This is a genomic window from Shewanella subflava, from assembly GCF_025971955.1.
GTDB classification, from domain to species: Bacteria; Pseudomonadota; Gammaproteobacteria; order Enterobacterales; family Shewanellaceae; genus Shewanella; species Shewanella subflava.
On sequence record NZ_JAPDMX010000007.1, the window covers coordinates 113,948 to 137,941 of the forward strand.

Annotated in this window: 16 protein-coding genes; 3 read left to right on the forward strand and 13 right to left on the reverse strand. The window is 43.3% G+C overall.

What is annotated here, in order from left to right; translation table 11 throughout:
* Nucleotides 1-2: 2 nt before the first annotated feature.
* The 7 genes from gshB to OHT75_RS05250 form a co-directional block, all read right to left on the reverse strand.
* Entirely contained in the window at nt 3-953 is a 951-nt protein-coding gene (gene gshB / locus OHT75_RS05220; protein WP_264725409.1) for a glutathione synthase, read from the reverse strand.
* A gap of 49 nt (nt 954-1,002) precedes the next feature.
* The gene (gene rsmE, locus OHT75_RS05225) at nt 1,003-1,743 is read right to left on the reverse strand and encodes a 16S rRNA (uracil(1498)-N(3))-methyltransferase (protein WP_264725410.1); all 741 of its coding nucleotides are present in this window, start codon (nt 1,741-1,743) and stop codon (nt 1,003-1,005) included.
* A 24-nt stretch (nt 1,744-1,767) separates the two neighbouring features.
* Nucleotides 1,768-2,511, reverse strand: coding sequence for an endonuclease (locus OHT75_RS05230; RefSeq protein ID WP_264725411.1), 744 nt, complete (start codon nt 2,509-2,511; stop codon nt 1,768-1,770).
* Nucleotides 2,512-2,672: 161 nt separating this feature from the next.
* Entirely contained in the window at nt 2,673-3,023 is a 351-nt protein-coding gene (locus OHT75_RS05235; RefSeq protein WP_264725412.1) for a hypothetical protein, read from the reverse strand.
* Between the two features lie 201 nt (nt 3,024-3,224).
* Complete coding sequence (locus tag OHT75_RS05240; protein ID WP_264725413.1) at nt 3,225-3,815, reverse strand: SprT family zinc-dependent metalloprotease; 591 nt, start codon at nt 3,813-3,815, stop codon at nt 3,225-3,227.
* A 50-nt stretch (nt 3,816-3,865) separates the two neighbouring features.
* The gene (locus tag OHT75_RS05245) at nt 3,866-5,032 is read right to left on the reverse strand and encodes a hypothetical protein (RefSeq protein ID WP_406681971.1); all 1,167 of its coding nucleotides are present in this window, start codon (nt 5,030-5,032) and stop codon (nt 3,866-3,868) included.
* Between the two features lie 82 nt (nt 5,033-5,114).
* On the reverse strand, nt 5,115-6,026 hold the full coding sequence (locus tag OHT75_RS05250; protein WP_264725414.1) for a LysR family transcriptional regulator: 912 nt from the start codon (nt 6,024-6,026) through the stop codon (nt 5,115-5,117).
* Nucleotides 6,027-6,151: 125 nt separating this feature from the next.
* Here OHT75_RS05250 and OHT75_RS05255 point away from each other — a divergent pair, with 125 nt between their 5' ends.
* The 3 genes from OHT75_RS05255 (at nt 6,152) to OHT75_RS05265 (ending at nt 15,335) form a co-directional block, all read left to right on the forward strand.
* Nucleotides 6,152-10,705, forward strand: a complete 4,554-nt coding sequence (locus OHT75_RS05255) for an ATP-binding protein (RefSeq protein ID WP_264725415.1) — start codon at nt 6,152-6,154, stop codon at nt 10,703-10,705.
* Nucleotides 10,706-11,103: 398 nt separating this feature from the next.
* On the forward strand, nt 11,104-13,197 hold the full coding sequence (gene fusA / locus OHT75_RS05260; RefSeq protein WP_264725416.1) for an elongation factor G: 2,094 nt from the start codon (nt 11,104-11,106) through the stop codon (nt 13,195-13,197).
* A gap of 173 nt (nt 13,198-13,370) precedes the next feature.
* Nucleotides 13,371-15,335 (forward strand): alkyl/aryl-sulfatase, encoded by a 1,965-nt coding sequence (locus OHT75_RS05265; RefSeq protein ID WP_264725417.1) that lies wholly within the window; start codon nt 13,371-13,373, stop codon nt 15,333-15,335.
* 98 nt (nt 15,336-15,433) lie between these two features.
* On the opposite strand, the gene OHT75_RS05270 is transcribed toward OHT75_RS05265, so the two are convergent.
* From OHT75_RS05270 to OHT75_RS05295, 6 genes are all read right to left on the reverse strand, one after another.
* On the reverse strand, nt 15,434-15,847 hold the full coding sequence (locus OHT75_RS05270; protein ID WP_264725418.1) for a nitrate reductase cytochrome c-type subunit: 414 nt from the start codon (nt 15,845-15,847) through the stop codon (nt 15,434-15,436).
* 112 nt (nt 15,848-15,959) lie between these two features.
* Nucleotides 15,960-18,443, reverse strand: a complete 2,484-nt coding sequence (napA, locus tag OHT75_RS05275; RefSeq protein ID WP_264725419.1) for a nitrate reductase catalytic subunit NapA — start codon at nt 18,441-18,443, stop codon at nt 15,960-15,962.
* A gap of 259 nt (nt 18,444-18,702) precedes the next feature.
* Nucleotides 18,703-19,854, reverse strand: coding sequence for a lipocalin-like domain-containing protein (locus OHT75_RS05280; RefSeq protein ID WP_264725420.1), 1,152 nt, complete (start codon nt 19,852-19,854; stop codon nt 18,703-18,705).
* On the reverse strand, nt 19,854-22,448 hold the full coding sequence (locus OHT75_RS05285) for an ABC transporter permease (protein WP_264725421.1): 2,595 nt from the start codon (nt 22,446-22,448) through the stop codon (nt 19,854-19,856). Before OHT75_RS05285 ends, OHT75_RS05280 begins: the two co-directional genes overlap by 1 nt.
* Nucleotides 22,449-22,454: 6 nt before the next feature.
* Nucleotides 22,455-23,171, reverse strand: coding sequence for an ABC transporter ATP-binding protein (locus OHT75_RS05290; RefSeq protein ID WP_264725422.1), 717 nt, complete (start codon nt 23,169-23,171; stop codon nt 22,455-22,457).
* Between the two features lie 69 nt (nt 23,172-23,240).
* Nucleotides 23,241-23,975, reverse strand: coding sequence for a glycerophosphodiester phosphodiesterase (locus OHT75_RS05295; RefSeq protein WP_264725423.1), 735 nt, complete (start codon nt 23,973-23,975; stop codon nt 23,241-23,243).
* Nucleotides 23,976-23,994: the final 19 nt, after the last annotated feature.

Sequence of the window (23,994 nt, forward strand, 5' to 3'; positions counted from 1 at the left end):
TATTAAGCGTTGTTTACTCGAGCCTCGATGGCATCCATCAGCATTCCGGTAATGTCTACGTCAAATGCTGCTTCAATTTCACGGATGCACGTTGGGCTGGTCACGTTTATCTCGGTGAGTTTATCACCAATCACATCTAAACCGACAAAAATTAAGCCGCGTTTTTTCAATTCGGGTCCCAGTGCTCGGGCAATTTTCCAATCACTTTCAGATAGCGGTTGTGCCACACCACTGCCGCCAGCCGCTAAATTGCCACGGGTTTCGCCTTTCATCGGAATGCGGGCTAATGAATAAGGAACCGGCTCACCATCGACCACTAAAATGCGTTTATCACCTAAGGTAATTTCAGGAATAAAAGCCTGAGCCATGGCATATTGTTGGCCGTGGTTAGTTAAGGTTTCAATAATTACGCCGATGTTTGGGTCATCTTGCTTAATTCTGAAAATTGAACTGCCGCCCATGCCGTCTAACGGTTTGATGATGATGTCTGACTTTTGTTGGTGAAACGCACGAATGCGTTTGGCATCGCGAGTCACGATAGTTTCTGGGGTGAATTCTGAAAACCATGCGGTGAAGAGTTTTTCATTGGCATCACGCAAGCTTTGTGGTTTGTTGACAATCAGTGTGCCTTGTTCTTCAGCGCGCTCAAGCATGTAGGTTGCATAGATAAACTCAGTATCAAACGGCGGGTCTTTGCGCATCAACACCACATCTAAGTCTGCTAACGGGGTATCTGTGGCGTCGCCAAGTTCAAACCATTTAGTCGCATCATGGTAAACGGTTAACGGGCGCATGTTACCCATTGCTTCACCGTTTACCATCGCTAAATCTTGCATTTCCATATAGTACAACTGATAACCGCGAGACTGCGCGGCAAGTAACATGGCAAAACTGGAGTCTTTTTTGATATTGATGTCGCTGATTGGGTCCATCACGATGCCGAGCTTGATCATGTAGATATCCTTAAAATGTGATTTTGTTATAGGGTATGAGCAAGGCTCATTAACCGATATCACCAAATTTGAGTTGTAATGCCGTGATAGCCGTGAGCGCGGCGGTCTCGGTGCGAAGTACTCTTGGGCCTAACAATACGTCAGTAAAGCTAAATTGTTCAGTCATGCTGATTTCTTGTTCCGATAAGCCGCCTTCAGGACCGATGAGCAAGCGCACTTTATTGTTTTGGCCTAATTGCGTTAAGCCATTTATACCGTGAGCGGCCCGTGGATGTAAATTCAGTTTTAATGCCTGAGTTTGTTCTTGGCACCAATCGATTAAGTCCATAGCAGGGCGCACTTGTGGTACGACACTGCGCCCCGATTGTTCGCATGCACTGATCACAATCTTTTGCCATTGCTGGATTTTTTTCTCTAAACGTTCGCCATTAAGCTTAACACCGCAGCGTTCAGAAAATAATGGGGTAATGGTGGTGACGCCTAACTCGACCGATTTTTGAATGGTAAAGTCCATGCGATCACCGCGAGAGATAACTTGTCCTAGATGCAAATCTAATGGTGATTCGGTTAAATTTGCCCTTGCTGATAAGACCTTTACTGAGACATTTTTCTTACTGGATTGGGTAATTTCAGCTAAATAATCATTACCATCACCACAAAAAAGGCTGATTTGCTCGCCTTCATTCATGCGTAACACTCTACCTATATGCGCAGCGCCATCTTCATCTAAAGCAACAATTTGACCGATATTTAAGGTATCTATCGCTTGGTAAATCTTCGGGATTCTCATAGGTGGCGTTATCCGAGCTGAGTATTATTGACTAAAACCTAGATTCTGACATTGTTTGTAAACAAAATCATTATGATTGCCCTGTGCCGCAGCAATTAACTTATCACGTTTACATTCATTTTTATCTACTGGGTACATTTTATCCCATGCTTGAAACAGTTGGCGCTGGCTAGATGAAATTTGCAGCTTGTATGATTGCTGCATATAGAAGTAGGTTCTGGCTATCGCACCACGGCTCTTTGCGGGAGGTTGCACTTTGCGGCCTTTAAAGTCGACTATCATCTTACATTGACCATATTGGTCAGCTTTACCATTCCACTGACTGAAACGAAAATTACTGCGATCGCCGTTAACCTCACCAATGGCGGGAGTCAGGTTATGTAAATCCGACTCCATTTTGTTGAATTCAGGGCTAGTTTTACCACAATTTTTTCGCCCACCTTGCTGCCAGCATTGTAGTTGATGACCAAACTCCCAAGCAGGAACAACATGTTCCCATTCAATCCGGTTGGCGCGAACTTGCTGCTTACGCACTTGATAGCCGCAACTGTTATGGTCTGGTTGCCACACTTTACCCGCAATAGTGATATCGCAGCCACAGTAAAAACTTTTTAATGGCAAGTGGTTTTGATAGATCTTGCGGATCATCTTTTTAGCCTGATTAAAACTCGTTGGGTGTGCAGCAGAGCGGGCGGTAATCGGAGTTATCAAAACACATAGCAAGCTGCAAAATACGATTGTTCGTATTTTGAAAGATGGAAAAAGCATAATAGCGCGGACCTTAATATGATGAACTGTGCAGACTTAAACGGCTAAATTATTCACCGTGTCTGTCATTTTGGCGTGATGGTAAGGGATACTTTCGACTGATGCAATGATGGGGAATGAAATCTGCTCAATATTGATTTTAAGGCTGTTTTTTGTCTCATTTATTGCGAAGTAAAAGCCATAACGACTGGTTTACTTGAAATGAATAAAATGAACAGGACAAAAAGCGCCATGCTGATATTAGGGGCTAAACTATAACTGAATGCCGCTTTAACATGGTTAAATTCAAGCGATTTATATTTGAACATAAACATAACCGAACTGCTAAATGCAATGCTGATATAAACAAATAGCCCCCAATTCTCCAACATAAATTCATATGGGAACCCATAGCTTGAAAAGGTGAGTGCGATTAGACAAGCGGCGGTGGGAATTGCAAAAATAATATTAAAGATAGAAACGGTCCAAGTTATCCCGAGATAGTTTTGCAGTGTATTGATGTTATTTATCATACTTATCCTTGTATGGTCTTGATTCCTATCGGGTGCCATTCACTTTGTCATTAAGCTAAAGAATAATCAACCAACAATTAAATAAGGTGGACTTGTCATCATTGGAAGTATTTAGGCCTGCTATAGGAAAAAAGTCCGCCACATTTTTATCCTCTGGAAAAGCTGAAGTTATTTACTTAACCAAGGGGGGCGATTTTGTGTTTAAACAGGAGCACTTTGCAGCATTTGCTGGCAGGTTTTACAGCGATATTGGGTTTTACCACGCACCACATTGTTATGGCGTCTGATGCTAAGTTGCACGCTGCCGCAACCACAAAAATACTCAAATTGTTTACCGCGAACCGACAGTGTGTCTAATTTATGGGTGGTTTTAGGGGCGCGACCATAAACCCTACGCATAATGCTTTGCCATTCTGCGCCATGGGGCTTTACGCGACCAAATACTTGAAAGCAGATGAGGTGGCTGATCTCGTGCGGAACAACATCATCAATAAAGGCGCTGACATTTTCCGCTAACAAAACTGGATTAAAGCGCAATTTGTTAAGCTGTAAATGTGCGGTGCCGGCACTTTTTCCCCTTAGGGTGAATTGTACCAGCGGGCGAGGGAATGATTTGTTAAAATACTGCTCAGCAAGTTGGTAATCGACTTCTATTTTATCCAAGATGGCTTGTTGCAAGGGCGTGATAACTTGAGCTTTTATTGCAGCGTCATTAGTGGTGCTAGGTTGGGGGGGAACCCACCCTAGCGTTTGGCTTAAATGACGTAAATGCTTATTGAAATACTGCTGCATTTGATAAAAAACCTATTGAGAAAATTGAAACATTAATGGCGTGCTTGATATTACAAAGTTGCCGCTGCAGCAGCAATCATAGCCTTAATTTGTTCAACAATCTCATTTTCCATCTCTGCGTCATGCCCTTTTACTTTTGGGGTGTGGATGTGGCCAACGGGTAAACTACGATTAAACTGTTGCATTAATAAAATGCTGCGATAAGAAATTTCATTTGAAAGATAGCCTCCACCCGAGCCCTCGACTGAGATGACATTTTGTAATTCATTAATGGATTTGGCATCAAATTGACCGCCAGAAATCGTACTGACCTGATGGTTGTCATTCACTTGCCAGTTACCTTTTACCTGTTGCATGGCGGCAATAGGGAGCGAAAACTCAACAAATTCAGGGCCATTTAAGGTTTTGTTATTCAGTAATGGAGCAATAGGGTTGGTTTTTGAGGCACCCGTTAACACATTTAAATTATCGGGTGCAGCGGCAGAACGATTTCGAGAGGGAAACCGTTCAATATCAAACTGCTCACGCCCCATACTGACGGTGAATATCATATCCACACTGTTGTCGCGATAAATCGGGGTTAATAGCGATTCAATGATGCCGTGATCAAAATCAGCAAACCGCACCGGGATCATCACGGTTTCAATTTGGGCTTTTTTACCATTCACGTTAAATGTGTAACCATCCAACGCCAAAGCCGTTACCCCCGAAGGATTACTTTGGCCAATTTCTTGGTCTAAAAAGAACGGGTCAAATCCCGTGAGCAGAATTTTGATGCGGCTGTCGGATTTGAAATCGATATCACTAAAGCCGCGCGATGATTTTTCTATAGCACTGACGAGTATTTCTCGCTGCCAACCTGATATGTTAAAGCCAGCTGGTTGGGATTTTAGGCTGGCACGCATGGTAAGACGACTCCAATACAAGGCGCGATCATCGGTATGACCGGATTGCACATCTCGAACGGCTTGCTGCCATAGACGCTGACCTTCGTTAGCAACCATCTCTGTCATGGTTAACTCATTCGATTCGCTCAACAGTTTATTGCTTAATCCTTGTGACACGCCTTGGTAACGTTCCACCACCAGTGGTATGGTTTTACTGGCCAGTGGTAAACGTAACTCTTCCACATCCTTTGGCAGGGTATTGGCTTGAGCCATTGCACTAGTTGTCATGAGAAATACAGTTGATAGGGTCAGTAAATACTTGGTTGTCATCTTGTCGGTCCTTGTGCTAGCGGCACATCTCAGGCAATGGTTATTTGGTTATAGCATAAAAAGGTCTATAAATGGCAGTGGCTTACTTAACGATTGAAGTCAGTGATTCCTGATTACTGTAGCGTTTAGAAATAAAGTCTAAAAAGGCGCTAATATTAGATGCAAGTTGTCTGCGACTAGAATACACACCGTAAACTTTAATCGGATCCATTGGCCATTCTTGCAATATCGGCACTAGGCTGCCAGAGGCAATTTCTTGTTTGCAACTGGTGTTAGACAGCAGGGCGATGCCAAAATCATCCAATGCGAAACGTTTTACCATTTTGGCACTATTTACCCTCACTTTTCGCTGAAAAGTCGCCATGATTTTACGATTGCCTTTGCCTATCGACCAAATGGGTGCCGATAAACTGGTGCCTAATAAAATACCTTGGTGTTTTGTGAGTTCTTGAGGGGTAGCGGGGGCGCCGTGTTTTTTGATGTAATTGGGGCTGGCAACTAGAATAAGCTGGCGTTCAAACAGCAATCTTGCCACTAGATCAGATGATTGTAACGGGCCATATTTAATGGCGATATCGTAACCTTCACCGACTAAGCCTATGTCGTTATCGGTAAACTGAATATCGAGTTCAATGTTTGGATACAGGCGCATAAAGCTAGAGCATAAATGGCCAATCACTTCTTGCGAAAAAGACACGGGAATGGCAATTCTCAGTGAACCTGAAATATCGCTATGGGTGTTTTCAATAATCGCTTTTGCGGCTTCAATTTCTTGACTTATAGTTTCACAGTGCTGAAAAAACAGCGCGCCAATTTGCGTGAGACTGATATTTCGTGAATCTCTTTGTAGTAAACGGACTCCTAATTCTTCCTCAAGTTGTGCAACTTTTCGGCTAATTGTTGATTTAGGTTGTCCGATGTCTCGTGCTGCTTGAGAGAATCCGTTAGCCCTCACTACCGCTGTAAACAGCATCATACCGTTCAAATCTGGCATTTTACCCTCACCGTCTCAAAATTGGAACGAAGCGTCCAATGTAGTTTATATGGTAATTAGGCTATTAACAAAGTTATATTTACGGGCTAAAAATTTCAGAGGCTAACGACGCAGAGGATCTAAGGATGACCAGCAAAAAGCAGCCCGCTAACAAGACCCAAGTACTATCAGCAGATCCATTATTTTTACAAGCTGAACACTTGGCAAAAGATTTTTCGTTATTTCCTGCTCATAGTAAGCAGAGTTTGTCGGAAGAAATTAAAGGGTTATTAAGTGAAGATGCGATCCAAGCAAACTTAAAAGGTTTGGCATCTTTAGATGTTGACGGCTACGTCAACAAAGTTATTTTACCATCTCAAGATAAAAATCGTCATGGCGCTAAGCGTATGATTGCCGATCTTAAAGGCAAAATCATATCAGAAAGCCACATAGGGTCATTTTACCGTGCTGAAGTAGAATTAAACTTTGGTACGCGTACTCGCCGTGTAGGCTTTATTGCCCAAGAGCGCAGTACTGCAAATGGCGCTTGGATGCCAGAACATCATCTAGCGGCCTGTAAAGCTATCCGTCACTTTGCTGAGCTGTCGATGCCGATTGTTTACCTTATCGACACCCCTGGTGCTGATGCCGGTGAAGTCGCAAATAGTCAAAATCAAGCACATACCATTTCTAAAGCGATTGCTGAAAGCGCCAACGTTGACGTACCTACTGTGGGTATTGTGATTGGTGCCGGTTACTCAGGTGGTGCGATTCCACTGGCTGCCGCTAACATTTTGTTGTCGATTCGCGATGGTATTTTCAATACGATTCAACCTCAAGGCTTACAAAGTATTGCGCGTAAGTACAACTTGTCTTGGCAGGAATGTGCTAAGTCAGTTGGGGTATCACCTGAAGAGTTGTATACCGCGGGCTGTATTGACGGCATTATTGATTTTACGCCAAGCGACAAAGACGAACGTCAACACAATTTACGTCGTGCCATTATCAGCTCTATTGAAGCTATTGAACGTGCTGCAGTAAACTTTGTCCGTGAATCAGACGATTTAAAAGAGCACTATGATCGCAGTTTACAGCGTTTCTTAGCGCCATCTAAAAATCTCATCACACTTGAAAATAACACCGGTTTGGCTGTGGCAAGCAACCCGACCATGCATCACAATATTTTTGGTAGTGCATACCGTTATTTACGTTACCTGACCTTGCGTAGCCGTATTCACTCTATCTCATTAGAGCAATATGGCCGCTTGTCAAAAGTCAGCGTGCCAGAGGGTGACTTACTTGAGCGGATCAAACAAGAGCAAGAACGTGTATTCCAAGCTTGGTTAACTAACCCTGATAAATTGGTTTATGACGAAGAGCTAAACAAGTTGTGGGGTAACTTTACTGCTAAGCGCAGCGAAGTGTCGACTGAACGTAACGTGATAACGCGCTTTATTTTAGGTGAGCCAAAAGAGAACTATAAAAAAGCCCGTAAGGCATTATTGTTCAACATTGGTTGGTCTTTGTACCATCGCTGGAAAAGCAATGCTGCAAACAACTTTAAAGGCTTAATTCAGCATTTAGAGTCGTTACCTAAGTCGGCTACCCAAGCACCTTGGCCGGAGTTGAACCAGCTGACGGTATTGGACGTGGTTGTTAATGATGAGCTGCGTGAAGACTTCATTTGGCAATGTCATAATATTCTTATCTTCAACGCCTTATATGACAACGTAGTCGGCAGCTTAGCATCGATCTCTAAAGAAGCGATGATGTCTAAAAGCTTAGCTCGTACCTCGGTTGATAAGTTGTTACATAAGTCGATTGATATTGCGTTATCAACTCACAATGAAGCGAACGACAAGGCTAAGTTCTACAAATGGCTTAAATACTTCATGGCACAATCTAACCGTGCAGATTTATTAACGCGCGTAGAACAGTGGAAGAGTGTGGGTTTCCCTCAGCTTAACGATTCATTATTCGTTATTTTGACCTATTTCTTCGAGCGCTTATTACCAGAATACTTCGACAGTGAAGACGAGCACGACAAGTATACTGGGGCAATTAACCCTGTGCGTATCGGTCGTCGTAAAGACTTCTGGAACCGTTTAACCATGGGTTATCAAGATTTGTTAATCCAAAAAGTACTTCGGGAAGAAAAGCAAAAAGGCAAAATGGGCTGGGAGAACGTGATTGCTAAGTTCTTCACTAAATTTGACGAGATCAATGCTGACAAAATGTCGGCCAACTTGCTTAACTTCCCTGGTTTCCGTTTGTCGATTGAAGATGCCATCGATAAGAAAATTCGTCCATGCGGTTTAATTACCGGTTTGGCTGATTTTAAACATGACGGTAAAAAATTACGTGTTGGTGTAGCAGTCTCAAATACCGCATTCCAAGCGGGTGCATTTGATATGGCCAGTGCTGAAAAATTCAGTGCCCTATTAATTGAATGTGCTAAGCGTAAATTACCGGTGATTTGTTTTATCAGTTCAGGCGGTATGCAAACTAAAGAAGGTGCGGCGGCGCTATTCTCTATGGCGGTAGTGAATGACCGTATCACGCGCTTTATTCGTGACAACGAATTACCAGTATTGATGTTTGGTTTTGGTGACTGTACCGGTGGTGCGCAAGCGAGCTTTGTGACGCATCCATTAGTGCAAACCTATTATTTATCAGGGACTAATATGCCATTTGCTGGTCAAATGGTTGTGCCTGCCTATTTACCATCTACGGCGACACTGTCTAACTACCTATCGAAAGTGCCTGGGGCAATGACAGGTTTGGTTTACAACCCATTCAGTGACACTTTGGATGGCCAACTAAGCGGTATTGATCCATTAATGCCGTTACCAACAGCGCATATCGAAGATGTGATTGGTCAAGCATTATCGACGTTAGTGCCTGAGGTGGTTGAGGTTGAAGAAGTGATTCTGCAAGATGATCCTCGCGCCCTGATGAAGCCAATCAATAAAGTCTTGATCCATGCCCGTGGTTGTACTGCGGTTAAATTAATTCGCAAAGCCCATGACAACAACATCAACGTGGTATTGGTGGCATCCGATCCGGATATGACTTCAGTGCCTGCGGATATGCTTAAAGAAAACGATAAGCTAGTATGTATCGGTGGTAATACTTCAGATGAAAGTTACTTGAATGCCTACTCGGTATTACGCGTTGCAGATTATGAAGATGTTGATGCGCTACACCCTGGTATTGGTTTCTTATCTGAAAGCCCGCAGTTTGCCGCTTTATGTGTTAACAACGGCGTAAACTTTGTCGGTCCAAGCGTGCACTCAATGACGACCATGGGTAACAAATCGAATGCTATCCACACCTCACAAGCACACAATGTACCGGTTGTGCCAGGTAGCCATGGTATTTTAACCAACGCAGAACAGGCTGTGAACGTGGCGCTAGAAATCGGTTATCCTGTATTACTTAAAGCCGTTCAAGGTGGTGGTGGTAAAGGTATTCAGGTAGTTAAACGTCCTGAAGACATGATTGGTTTATTCCAAAAAACCGCGACAGAAGCCGCTGCAGCATTTGGTAATGGCGATTTATACCTAGAGAAATATGTGACCTCATTACGTCACATTGAAGTGCAATTACTCCGCGATAAGTTTGGTAACACCAAAGTGTTGGGTATTCGAGATTGTTCTGTACAACGTAACAACCAGAAAGTGATTGAAGAGTCTGGTTCAACTATGTTGCCTGAAGAATTGAAGCAAAAGGTCATGGACTACACCCGTGCGTTAGGTGATGCCACAGACTACATGGGTGCCGGTACGGTAGAGTTTATTTATAACTTAGATGCTAACGAAGTGTACTTCATGGAAATGAATACCCGTTTACAGGTTGAGCATCCAGTGACCGAAGCGACTTCTGGCATTGATATCGTGAGTGCGCAGTTTGATATCGCCGCAGGCCGCTCAATTGAGAAATTAGCACCTGTTGAGCAAGGCTACGCAATGGAAGTACGCGTTACGGCTGAAAAAGCAGCCTTAGACAGCCATGGTATTCTGCAATTACTGCCTAACCCAGGTAAAATTACTGAATGCATCATGCCACAGCGTGATGATGTTGAGCTGATTTCGATTGCCGAAACCGGTAAAGAAGTATCGCCATACTATGATAGCTTAATCGCACAGATCATTATTCGTGGTAGCGATCGTGAAGATGTCGTCAAAAAAATGTATGACTACCTAGATACCGTTGTCATCAAAGGGATTGCGACTAACATTCCGTTGTTGAAACGTATTCTGAAGGATACAACCTTCAATGAAGGTGTTTACGATACCAACTACTTACCACGTTTGATGGCTGAGTTAGATATTCCTGAGCTTATCGCTGAAATGGAAGCCGCAGCTGAAACCGTGAAGGTTGATACTGAGTCACTACGAGTGGGTGAAAGTAATGAGCTTAAAGTATTGGCTCAGGGCGCAGGTATTTTCTATACCTCACCAGCACCGGGTGAAGCTGATTTTGTTAAGGAAGGCGACATCGTTACCGTTGACCAAACTTTAGCATTGACAGAAGCGATGAAAATGTTCTCTCAGGTAACCTTAGCAGGCTTCAACCGCCAAGATGCAGTGTTATACCCTGAAGATCAGACATACCGAATTGAGCGTATTTTAAACAGTAACGGTCAACAAGTTTCACAAAACGATCTGTTATTTGTTATTTCGCCAGTAGAGGCTTAATGTAAGGCCAATAAAGATGACAGTAAAATAATGTTGTTATCTTGTGACAAAAATACCCGCTTATAGCGGGTATTTTTTTGTTCTAATCGCGCGCATTTTTCTATACAAAGCCGTGTTTCTGACACAAGAATGCAATAATGATCTTTTTTTGATAAAACTCAGGTATTTTTACTGCTTGATTAAAAAATATTCGATTATTTTTATTTCATTGTTTTATATAGCTTAAAGGCTAAAAAAGTGCTTTTTTTTTGATGAAAAGTCATAAATATTGCAACTCCTATTTGCGCCCAGCGAGGTTCCAATTTACAATATGCGCCTTAAATAACCTGATGTGCGGTGTGTCGGTAGTTTTTTCGCATGCTCCGTCTACTTCTTAAACTAATCATTAAAGTTGAATCATGACCGAATTATCCAAATACAGAAACATTGGTATCTTCGCTCACGTTGACGCGGGTAAAACCACGACCACCGAGCGTATTCTTAAGCTAACCGGTAAGATCCATAAGATCGGCGAAGTACATGATGGTGAATCTACTACTGACTTCATGGAACAGGAAGCTGAGCGCGGTATTACCATTCAGTCAGCAGCAGTAAGCTGTTTCTGGAATGACCACCGTTTCAACGTTATCGATACTCCAGGCCACGTTGACTTCACAGTTGAAGTATATCGTTCGCTTAAAGTACTTGACGGTGGTATCGGTGTATTCTGTGGTTCTGGTGGTGTTGAACCACAATCAGAAACCAACTGGCGTTATGCTAACGATTCAGAAGTTTCGCGTATCATCTTCGTAAACAAGTTAGACCGTATGGGTGCTGACTTCTTACGTGTTGTTAAGCAAACTAAAGACGTATTAGCGGCTAATCCACTTGTTATGGTTTTACCTATCGGTATCGAAGACCAGTTCACTGGTGTGGTTGACCTATTAACTCGTAAAGCACACGTATGGGATGACTCTGGTTTACCAGAAAACTTTGAAATCCAAGACGTGCCAGCTGACATGGTTGACTTAGTTGAAGAATACCGTGAAATGCTAATCGAATCTGCCGTAGAAATGGATGACGATTTAATGGAATCTTACATGGAAGGTGAAGAGCCTTCTATCGAAGACATTAAGCGTTGTATCCGTGCCGGTACTCGTACTATGCATTTCTTCCCAACATACTGTGGTTCTGCATTCAAAAACAAAGGTATGCAGTTATTATTAGACGCAGTTGTTGATTACTTACCTGATCCAGTTGAAGTTGATCCACAACCGTTAACTGACGAAGAAGGTAACGAAACTGGTGAATTCGCAATCGTTGATGCAGACGCGCCATTAAAAGCGTTAGCGTTCAAGATTATGGATGACCGTTTTGGTGCATTAACATTCGTACGTATCTACTCAGGCCGTATCAAGAAGGGTGACACTATCCTTAACTCTGCTACTGGTAAAACTGAGCGTGTTGGCCGTATGGTTGAGATGCAAGCTAACGAACGTAACGAACTTGAATCAGCACAAGCTGGTGACATTATCGCTATCGTTGGTATGAAAAACGTACAAACTGGTCACACTTTATGTGATGTTAAACACCCATGTACGCTTGAAGCCATGGTGTTCCCAGAGCCAGTTATCTCTATCGCTGTAGCGCCAAAAGATAAAGGCGGCAGTGAGAAAATGGGTATCGCTATCGGTAAAATGATTGCAGAAGATCCATCATTCCGCGTAGAAACTGACGAAGATTCAGGCGAAACCATCCTTAAAGGTATGGGTGAGCTTCACTTAGACATTAAAGTAGACATCCTTAAGCGTACTTACGGTGTTGAACTAATCGTTGGTGAGCCTCAAGTTGCTTACCGTGAAACTATCACTAAAGAAGTTGAAGATAGCTACACGCATAAGAAACAGTCTGGTGGTTCTGGTCAGTTTGGTAAAATTGACTATAAAATCCGTCCAGGTGAAGCAAACACAGGTTTTGTGTTCAAGTCTTCAGTTGTTGGTGGTAACGTTCCTAAAGAATTCTGGCCTGCTGTTGAGAAAGGTTTCAGAAGCATGATGAACACAGGTACTATCGCTGGCTTCCCAGTATTAGACGTTGAGTTCGAACTAACTGATGGTGCTTTCCACGCAGTTGACTCGTCAGCTATCGCGTTCGAAATCGCTGCTAAAGGTGCGTTCCGTCAATCTATGCCTAAAGCAGGTGCACAACTTCTTGAGCCTATCATGAAAGTTGACGTGTTCAGCCCAGATGACAACGTTGGTGACGTAATTGGTGACTTAAACCGTCGTCGCGGTATGATCAAAGATCAAAACGCTGGCGTTACTGGTGTTCGTATTAAAGCTGACGTACCGTTATCAGAAATGTTCGGTTACATCGGTTCATTACGTACAATGACTTCTGGTCGTGGTCAGTTCTCTATGGAATTTGCTCACTACTCACCTTGTCCAAACAGCGTTTCTGAGAAAGTTGTTGCTCAAGTTAAAGAACGTAAAGCTGCTGAAGCTAAGAAGTAATTCTTAACTAAACAGTTTAAAAAACCGCTGCTTGCAGCGGTTTTTTTATGCCTAAAATTTAACGAGTGAAACAAGTGAAAATTTATAATGCAGGATAAAAGTTATTAGAATGTAATAGTAATGTAGACTAAATTGATTAAGATTAAATAAATTTTTGTGAAAAGGAGTTTTACATGAAGTTGTTACATCTTTCTGTCGCCATGCTTTCACTTGCTGTGTCATTTGAAAGTTTTGCTGCCACCCAACCCAAACCTGCAACCGACCATACAAAACAAGCGAATAATGCCGTACTAAAAGCGCTACCATTTAATGATAAACAAGATTTTGAAAATGCCAAACGCGGTTTTATTGCCAAGCCTGATGTTGTCACAATTAAAGATGATAAAGGAAATGTGGTTTGGGATCTTGAACAATACAAAACCTATATTAGCGAAGATAAACCCGCCCCAGATACCGTTAACCCAAGCTTATGGCGTAATTCACAATTAGTGATGCAACATGGCCTGTTTGAGGTTCGTGAAAATATTTATCAAATTCGCAGCTTCGATCTAAGTAATATCACCTTTATTAAAGGTAAAACCGGCTGGATCGTTTTTGATCCGCTTATTTCGCCAGAAACGGCTAAAGCGGCTTTGGATTTTATTAATCAGCAACTTGGCCCACGTCCTGTTGTGGCAATTGTATATAGTCATAGCCATATCGATCACTATGGTGGTGCAACTGGGCTGGCGACGGTTGATGATGTCGCTTCAGGTAAAGTGCAAGTGATTGCGCCAGAACATTTTACTGAACATGCGGTTTCTGAGAATGTGATTGCGGGTAACGCTATGGGGCGTCGTGCTGTTTATATGTACGGCGCCTTATTGCCCCGTAACGAGAAAGGCGGTGTGAATGGTGGTTTAGGCATGACGGTATCAACCGGATTAGCAGGGTTACTTGTGCCTAATAAAGAAATAGCTAAAACGGGTGAATCAATCACAGTTGATGGTGTGGATATGGTGTTTCAAATGACACCTGGTACTGAAGCGCCAGCTGAGATGAACACTTGGTTCCCGCAATTTAAAGCATTATGGATGGCTGAAAATACCACCAATACTATGCACAATATTTTAACTCTACGCGGTGCTCAAGTACGTGACGCACTTATTTGGTCAAGCTTTTTGGATGAAACCATTAACCTTTGGGGTGATAAGGTGGAAGTTAAATTCCAAAGTCATCACTGGCCATTATGGGATAACAAAAATATTGTTCCTTACTTTAAAAAGCAACGTGATATTTATAAGTTTACGCATGATCAATCAGTTAGGCTGATGAATCAAGGCTATACAGGTGAAGAGATTTCAGAAATGATCAAATTACCTGCAGAGCTTGAGCAAAACTGGGCGACTCGTGGCTATTACGGTACATTACGTCATAACAGCCGTGCAGTGTATCAGCGTTATATGGGCTGGTACGACGGCAACCCGGCTAATCTGAATAACTTACCTCCAGAGCAAGTCGCTAAAAAGTATATGGAGTATATGGGCGGTGAAAAAGCCGTAATTACCAAAGCACGTGACTCATTTGCCAAAGGTGAATATCGTTGGGTTGCTGAAGTCATGAAACATGCAGTGTTTGCCAACGTGAATAGTACGGAAGCGAAAGAATTACTGGCTGACAGCCTTGAGCAGTTGGGATATCAAGCTGAGTCCGGTCCATGGCGCTCGGTATACTTGCAAGGCGCCTATGAGTTACGTAATGGCATTCCATCTGCAGGCGGAACCCAAACGGCCACACCAGATACCATTCGCGCAATGACCCCAGAAATGCTGTTTGATTATCTTGCTGTTAGGCTTGATTCAGCTAAAGCTGAAGGTAAAAATATTGATATTAATATCGACTTTACCGATCTGAAGCAAAAGTATACTTTAACCGTTGAAAACGCCGTATTGCACCATAGCAAGAATCAGGTGAAAAAACCTGATGTGGCGCTGGTCATGAGTATGAAAACCATGAATCAAATTCAGTTAAAAGAAATGACTTTTGATGAGGCGATTAAAAATGGCGATGTCAAAATCACGGGTGATAAAGCGTTATTTAGTGAGTTTTTAGCCATGTTAGATGATTATAACTTCTGGTTTAATGTGGTGATGCCATAATTTGCACCTTCAATTGACGTCAAAATAAACCTAAGCTAACGATTTAGCTAATAAAAATGCCACTTCAAATGAAGTGGCATTTTGTATTTCCCGAAAGCTTATTTGCTGTGAGTGTTACCCACGATAGCATCTTTATTGTCAGCCTGGGCAACATGACATTGAACACAGAAGTAGTATTCATTGTTAAATTTACCATCGGCCTCAAGGTGCGATTTATCAACCGCAGTGGCTTTCATTTTGGCGGCTTTGTCTGTGCTATGGCAGGTTAAACAACCATTCTTTTTAGCGGTAATGGGATAGCTGTCTTTGTGTGGGATCAAAGGTGGCTGATGAATAAAGGTACGTTCAATCGCTTTGCCTTTTGTTGGATAGGTTGGCATAGCGTCTGCTGCTAATGCGGTTGTTACTTCAGCTTGGCGTAATGATTTAACCGCTACAGATGCGGTTTCAGCTTGTCCGCCAAAGGCGGTTAATCCAAGGATTAATGTCGCCACACTCAATAATGTTTTCATGTTTTACTCCGTAACATCCTAGATGAATGTTTCAAATTCTTGTCGTGGTGAGCGGTTAATTAAGTCAACCTTATTACCTTAAACTCACCACATCCTTAATGGTGCGGGTGACTTATGCTTTGATGACCTTTACAGGACATTTTTTAAAGTCAGTTTCTTTCGATAGCGGATCAGTTGCATCTAACAAGAGTTTGTTTACAAGCTGTCTAGCATCAAAGAAAGGCATGAACACCACACCTCTAGGTGGCTTGTTACGGCCTTTAGTTTCGACACGTGTTTTGATTTCACCGCGTGGAGAAGCCACAATGACTTCATCACCACGATTTAACCCACGCACTTTAGCGTCTTCTGGATGCATAAAAATTTGGGCATCAGGGTAGGCTTTATGAAGTTCAGGTACACGGGCTGTCATCGACGCCGTATGCCAGTGTTCAAGTACACGACCCGTTGACATCCATAAATCATATTCACTGTTAGGCTCTTCTGCAGCGGGCTCGTAAGGTAATGCAAAAATAACCGCTTTACCGTCTGGTTTGCCGTAGAAGTTAAATCCTTCACCTGCCTTCACATAAGGATCGCTACCTTCAACAAAACGGCGTAATGTTTCTTTGCCGTTCACTACAGGCCAGCGTTTGCCACGGTTTTCATGGTAACTATCAAAAGTATCTAAATCGTGCGCGTGGCCACGGCCAAACTGCGCATATTCTTCAAATAGACCTTTTTGTAGATAGAAGCCAAAGTCTTTACTTTCGTCGTTATAGGCGCCTTTACATTCAGATGCAGGGAACTTATTCACCACACCATTAGCAAACAGGATATCGTATAACGTTTTATCAGCGTACTCAGGCTTTTTCGCGATAAGTTCAGCTGGCCACACTTCAGACACTTTAAAGCGTTTTGAGAACTCAACTAGCTGCCATAGGTCAGATTTAGCACCTTCTGGGGTAGGCACCTGCTGATGCCACATATGGGTACGGCGTTCAGCGTTACCATAAGCGCCTTCTTTTTCTACCCACATTGCTGTTGGGAGAATGAGGTCCGCGGCAGTAGCGGTAACAGTTGGGTAGGGGTCTGATACCACGATAAAGTTTTCAGGGTTACGGAATCCTGGGTAAATTTCATCATTGATGTTTGGGCCTGCCTGCATGTTGTTGGTACACATGGTCCAATAACAGTTTAACTTGCCGTCTTTAAGCATACGGCTTTGCAGTACCGCATGGAAACCCGGTTTTGGCGGAATTGCGCCAGCAGGTAGTTGCCATAGTTTTTCGGTAATTTCACGGTGCTTATCGTTATTGACGACCATGTCGGCTGGTAGACGGTGGGCAAACGTTCCTACTTCACGGGCAGTACCACACGCAGAAGGCTGGCCTGTTAATGAAAACGGACTGTTACCTGGTGTGGCAATTTTCCCCGTTAACAAATGGATGTTGTAAAGCATGTTATTGGCCCACACACCGCGAACGTGTTGGTTAATACCCATGGTCCACAAACTCATCACTTTGATGTTTGGATCGGCATACGCTTTTGCCATTGTTTCGAGGCTTTCAACCGGTACACCACTCATTTTCGAAGCGTACTCAACGGTATAGGTGCTCACGAATTTAGCATATTCCTCAAAACTGATAGGAGTTGCACCACCATCATCTGGATTTTTAGCTTTCTTTTGTAGCGGGTGATCAGGACGTAAACCATAGCCAATGTCAGTTACACCAAGGGCAAATTTGGTGTGCTTGGTAACAAAGTCTTTGTTTACGGCATTATTTTGGATGATGTAGTTAGCAATATAGTTTAGTAATACTAAGTCTGTTTGTGGTTTGAACACCATTGGGTTATCAGCTAAATCGAAGCTGCGGTTTTCAAATGTCGATAACACATGCACGCGGGCATCTTTATGACTTAAACGACGGTCAGTAAGACGTGCCCATAAAATAGGATGCATCTCAGCCATGTTGGCGCCCCAAAGCACGAAATGATCTGCCGCCTCTAAATCATCATAACAACCCATTGGCTCATCAATACCAAAGGTGCGCATAAAGCCACCGACTGCAGATGCCATACAGTGGCGAGCATTTGGATCGAGGTTGTTTGTTAAAAAACCGGCTTTGTGTAGTTTAGCTGCAGCGTAGCCTTCCCAAATAGTCCATTGACCAGAACCAAACATACCGACAGAGGTTGGGCCCTTTTTCGCAATACTGGCTTTCCATTTGTCTGCCATAGTATCAAGTGCGACATCCCAGCTAACTGGCGTGAACTCACCTTCTTTGTGATACTTGCCATCTTTCATGCGCAATAAAGGTGATGTTAGGCGGTCTTTGCCATACATGATTTTTGATAAGAAGTAGCCTTTAACACAGTTCAGGCCTTTATTGACAGGGCTTTCTGGGTCACCTTGGGTAGCGACAACTTTACCGCCTTTGGTGCCGACTAAAACACTACAACCAACGCCGCAAAAACGACAGGGGGCTTTGTCCCATTTTACGTCAGAGCTACCTTCGGCAGCGTTCACGACACTAATGGGTATTGCTAAGCCAACAGCAGAGGCTGCGGCTGCAGCTGCGTTGGCCTTTAGAAACTCGCGACGGCTTATGCTCATGGTGTTCCTCACTCTTTATTGATTTAAACTCACAAATACACATGTAATTCATGTTTGTTATGTTATTGAGTGTAAACCTGATAAAAAGTAAGGGTATACCCCTGAATAGGTATACTGATTAATAGTTGCTCGATGTCACATTTTTTAGCGTGAGGTAGATCCCATTTTATTACTAATGAAAATGCTGATTTAGATAACGCTTTTATAAAATTTGGGTTAAATAGTTAACATACTCATAAAGGAGTGTTCGAGGTGATGATTAATAGCCAGTTAGCTCCATATACCCCTTACCTGAGTGCGAGCCGCTGAACTCTATTGGCCCCTCCCAGTAAGTGGTTGATAGTGGCATTTCACTATTTGGATTTAAGGCTTGAGTGGTAATATCAATGTTTTCGCTGTTTATAGCGATTTTCCAGGCAGTTGGGTAGCGACGGTTATTTTGGGTATGCCATGAGATTGGTTGCATAACAATATCATCGGGGTGAATCGAACTGTTTATATTGCGCCCTGTGCCGTCAGCCAGCATCAGTCTTGCACTGTAAAAACTGTCTTGTGGTTGTTGACCTCTTAACCTGAACATCATTAACGTTTGTTGTGCATTTAGGCGTATAGAAAACCAATCCCACCCTTGTTGGCTTTGGGTTAATAGCTGTGAGCTCCATTCTCTATCTAGCCAGGCATTGCCCGAAACAGACACAGTCTGGCCTTCACGGGTGACCGTACCGCTTACCTCAATATAAGGCTGGCTGTAATAATGTGATGCGACCTGATCATCAGCACTTTTTACACTAAATCCTTGATCGCCTTGTAATTGAAATTGTGCAGTGCTGTTGAGTTCGAGTTGATATCCAAACTCTGGCGCTTCAACACTCAACGTCGCGGGGAAGGGGTGTACGGTTAAACTTTGCCAGCGCCAATTTTCTAAGTAAATTGAAAATGGATTATCAGAGACATGGGCAAACTCAGGATGACTACGAGAGTACTTTTCTGCGCTATAGTGTTTCGTTTTAGTCGTGAGTGCGGCATGTGCCATATACATTTGGTTAGTTGCCCATGCGGATTTGCGACTTGGTTCCTGTGTGTCAGGGGGGCTTAATGCGCTGCGAAATTGAGTCCATTGAATGCCAATTGACTCACCTTGCGCAGTGGTTAAATTGGCCGTGATATACCACCATTCGATACGATATCCTTCGTGGGGTAAATGATCTTTAGGGAACTTAATACGATTGTCTTTACTCACTTGATGGTATTGCAATAAAGCTTCATCGGCGGCTAATAATTTACCCATTGAAATGCCAGTATTTTGCTTATCATTATGGTTATTTTTTTGCTCATTAGGTTGGCAGCCGCTAGTGCATAAGCTTAGGCTAAGCAGCGTCAAACCACACAGTATCTCACGTAAGCGATTCATTATAACGACTCCTGTTGCAGGCTGCTTATCAGTGGCTTACGGGTTTGCCAATATAAAGGTAAAGCTACGGCAACCAAGCAACTTATCATCGCGATTGCGACTACGCGTCCATATGCAGGCCAATCCCACAACATTGCAATGGACCAACCAAATGCCTGTAAGGTGACTTTGTTTATTAGCAGATAACCTAATATTGCCCCCATAGGCAGTGCCAGCAGGCAGGTAAATAATACAATCAACATCATCTGCGATGTCACCATGACTCTAAGTTGTGTTCTACTCACCCCAAGCGCGTACAACCTTGCTAATGGTGCAAGCCTTGCTTGAGTGAGCATGATACAGGCACTAAACAAGCCAATGGTTGCGACCATTAAGGTTAAGCTATTGAGCACAACGGTAATCGAAAAGGTTTTGGTGAACATACTGATGGCTTCATTTTTAATGCCTTGCTGGCTATACATGTGCGCCGATGATAACCCTTGCTTGCTTATTAAAGCCTGCTGCAGCGCTTCAATGTCACCTTGATAATTAACCGCTAAGCTGATGGGGTGCTGGGGTAAAGTATGTTGCTGCCAAACACTCGGCGCAATGATGACTTCGCCAACCGGATTGCCGTAATCAAAATAGATCCCACTAATGATGAATGTGGGTGTGTCTTTAATCTCTTTAGCTGCAAACGTTTGTGAAAGCTTACTTTGCAGTTTGTCTATTTTAATCAGGTCACCCACATTGAGTTGGTATTTTATTGATAAAGGCTCGCTGATCAACACCGTTTCGCCCTGTTGAAATTGTTGCCAAAATTGTGCTGACGTTGTACTGGGAGACTTAAATGCCGTGGTGTGTTTGATGGAGTAAATATCTCTGCTCACTAAGCTCACAGGTATCGATGAGTGGGCCTCGCGTTCCAGCTTCGCTGTGGTGGTCCATTGCTGATATATCGCGGTGATCTGAGGTTCGGCTTGCAGCCATGCATTAATTTCAGGGACAGCATTGGGATTGGGCTTGATATATAAATCTGCGTGAAGTCTGGCATCTAACCATTGTTTTAGGGTGACTTCGAAACTGCCTACTAAGGTGTTCATGGAAATATTGGCACATAATGCCAATAATATAGCCATCATAGCCAAAGAGAGCGGGGCGATAATCTCTTTTGTTTCAGCAACCACATAATGCCAAATACCTTTTGGCATTAAAGGTATTAATAGTTTTATGCCTAGATTAATCGTCATGGGTAAAAGTAATGGGATGGCAATCGTCACTAGCCCAAGTAAAAGCAAACTGAGTTTATATTGGGTGGTCATGTTAAACAGCACTGCTGTTGCCGCTAATATCAGGCAGGCTGCAAGCGCTTGCTGTTTGAAGCGTTTTTCCAATGGAATTAACTGAGCCTGACGCTGTCCACCCTGAGCGAGTGGGATCCTTGATAATTGCAATAGTAATGGCCAGCATGCCGCTAATGAGGCAAATAAGGTTAACCCTAGCCCTTGGGCATACCACTGCCACTGCCATAAACCAGGTAACAGTTTAGCACCGTATATTTGCGCTAACGTTATCGCCACCATAGGTTGTAACCATTGTGATAGTTGCAATCCCATTATAAAGCCGACAATGCTACCAATAATAACCAGTAACACAATTTCAAGCACCAGTGCAGCAAGTAAATTATGGCGCCTTATTCCCATCTGCAGTAGTTGAATAAACAGTTTCTGCCTCTTCATCAAACTGTAGCGCACGCCGTTATAGGCAATAAATAATCCCACAACGAAGGCGAGCATACTCATCGCATCTAAATTCAAATGAAAACTATTGGTCAATGCGCTCAGTGACTCTCCATCATCTTGACGGTCTATGATGATTTTGCGGCTGTCTAGTCCAGCCTCTTCAAGGGCATTAATCACAATATTCTTTTGGGCGTCGATATCGAAGGCTAGAGTTGGTTCAGTAAAAAAAATCGCGATATAACTCAGCTGCTGAGGCATTTGTAATAACTGCTGAGCGAACGAGATATCCGCCAACATGTTATTGCCTAAGCCAAGGTTTTCTTCTACAGCAACCAGTTCAAGGGGAATATCATTTAGCACTAATGGTCCTTTGGCCAAGGCATTCATTTTGTCAACTACGCTAGCTGACATCATCACCGCAGGCTGGGCATTTAACAAGCGCTGCAGTGGTATTGATTTTGAAGGGGCTGTTGATGTTGGTTTGGCAGTTTGGGTATTAGACGTCCGCTTAATTGAAACCGCAGCCATAATATCGCTGCCCGTGACTTTCCATGAGCGCCCTTGGGGATCACTTACGATACCTTCAATGACTGCTAATGCTGGAATACCAGCACGGCGTAAGGCGAAATAAACCCCTTCATCCAGACTGGTTTGATCGTTGTTACTCAGGTAAAAGCTCGCACGCTGACTCAGTAATTCGGTGGCTTTTCCATAGCTTTGTTTGGCATTTTCATTGGTCGCTTTAACGCCTATTAGTAGAGTAACGGCAAGAATAATACCCAATAAAATAGCACTGGCTTGAATAGGTGCCTTAAGGTAATGACGACCAAATACCCTTAAGCAGCGGCTAATGAGTGACAATGAAAGCTTCATAGATGATTACGCCAATGCTTGTGCATGGGTTTCAATAATATGCCCTTGCTGCAGGTGCCAGCGAGTTTGCATAAAGGCGGCGCATTGATCACTGTGGGTAACCATTAAAATGCACGTATTGGCTTGTTTGGCTAAATCCGTTAATAGTGCCATAACCTGCATCCCGGCTTGCTCATCCAAATTGCCTGTCGGTTCATCGGCTAATAACAATTGCGGCTTGTGAGCGAGGGCGCGGGCAATGGCGACGCGTTGTTGCTGACCACCAGATAAGGTTTCGACTGGGCGAGATAACAACTCAACTATGTCTAATTGCTCACATAAGTCATCACACCATGAGCTCCATGTTTGCTGATTTAATGACAATGAAAAGCTGATGTTATCTTTGACGTTTAAAGGTGTAAGTAAATTAAATTGTTGAAATACCACACCCAATGATTGGCGCCTAAATCGGCTCCAGTGGTGATCTTGCCAAGGCGAGGTGTCATCTAATTGCATTTTCGAGTGGGAATTTGCAGCAGATGGCAGGAATAGCTGACCTGAATCTAGGTGTTCAAAACCGGCAATGATATTTAATAGGGTGCTTTTACCGCTGCCGCTTGGCCCTGTTAAGGCGACAGTTTGCCCCTGATGCAAGCTTAAGCTGACATCATCAAGCACTTGATGAAATGTACTGCCATCTTTAAACCCTTTGTTGATGTTTTTCAGCGCAACAATGATGCTCATACTTATCCTTGTTTATATCTGCCCTTTAATCGCTGTCCATTAAGGGTACGTCCATTTAGCGGCGAACGATCATCTCGTCTTGCCAGACTCAAACCAGCCTTGATATTGGCGTTCATTGTCTATTATTGCGGCTTTGGCTTTATCAGGATAGTTACTGAACACCCCATCAACGCCTATGGCGCGCAATGCACGAATGTCATCCGGATTATCTACCGTATATACATACACTTTAGCACCTCGCTGGTGGGCGTCGTCAATAAGTGCCTGACTGATAAAACTCAGATCGATATGCAATGAATAAGCGTTTAAATCGCTGACAGACTTTGCTAAATCAAGGGGAATCCCCCCCAATAGTGGTGCGACATAGGCCTCAGGCTTCGCCTGTTTGAGCTGGGCAAGGTAGGGGTGGTTAAAAGAGCTGAAAAGTAGCTGTGCAGGGGTAAAATGTAGCTGACTAATAACATCGTCATACATGGCAACCATAGGCGCGACGGTGTTATCACCTTTGAGTTCTATGTTGACGATGCATTGACCATTTATCACGCTCAACACTTGCCATAATGTTGGGATCGAGTGTCCTTTTATATTGATGTGTTGAAGTTCTGCAAGCGTTTTGTGTTTGATTAAGCCTTTACCGGTCGATTTGCTCTCAAGGCGGCGATCATGAAACACAATTAGTTGTCCTTCCACATTATGGACATCCAGTTCAATCGCCTCGACGCCGAGCGCTAAAGCGGCTTGCATGGCGGCTAAGGTGTTTTCTGTTTGATAACCGCTTGCACCACGATGGGCAAAAATCAACATAGGTTCGCCTTAATGTTAT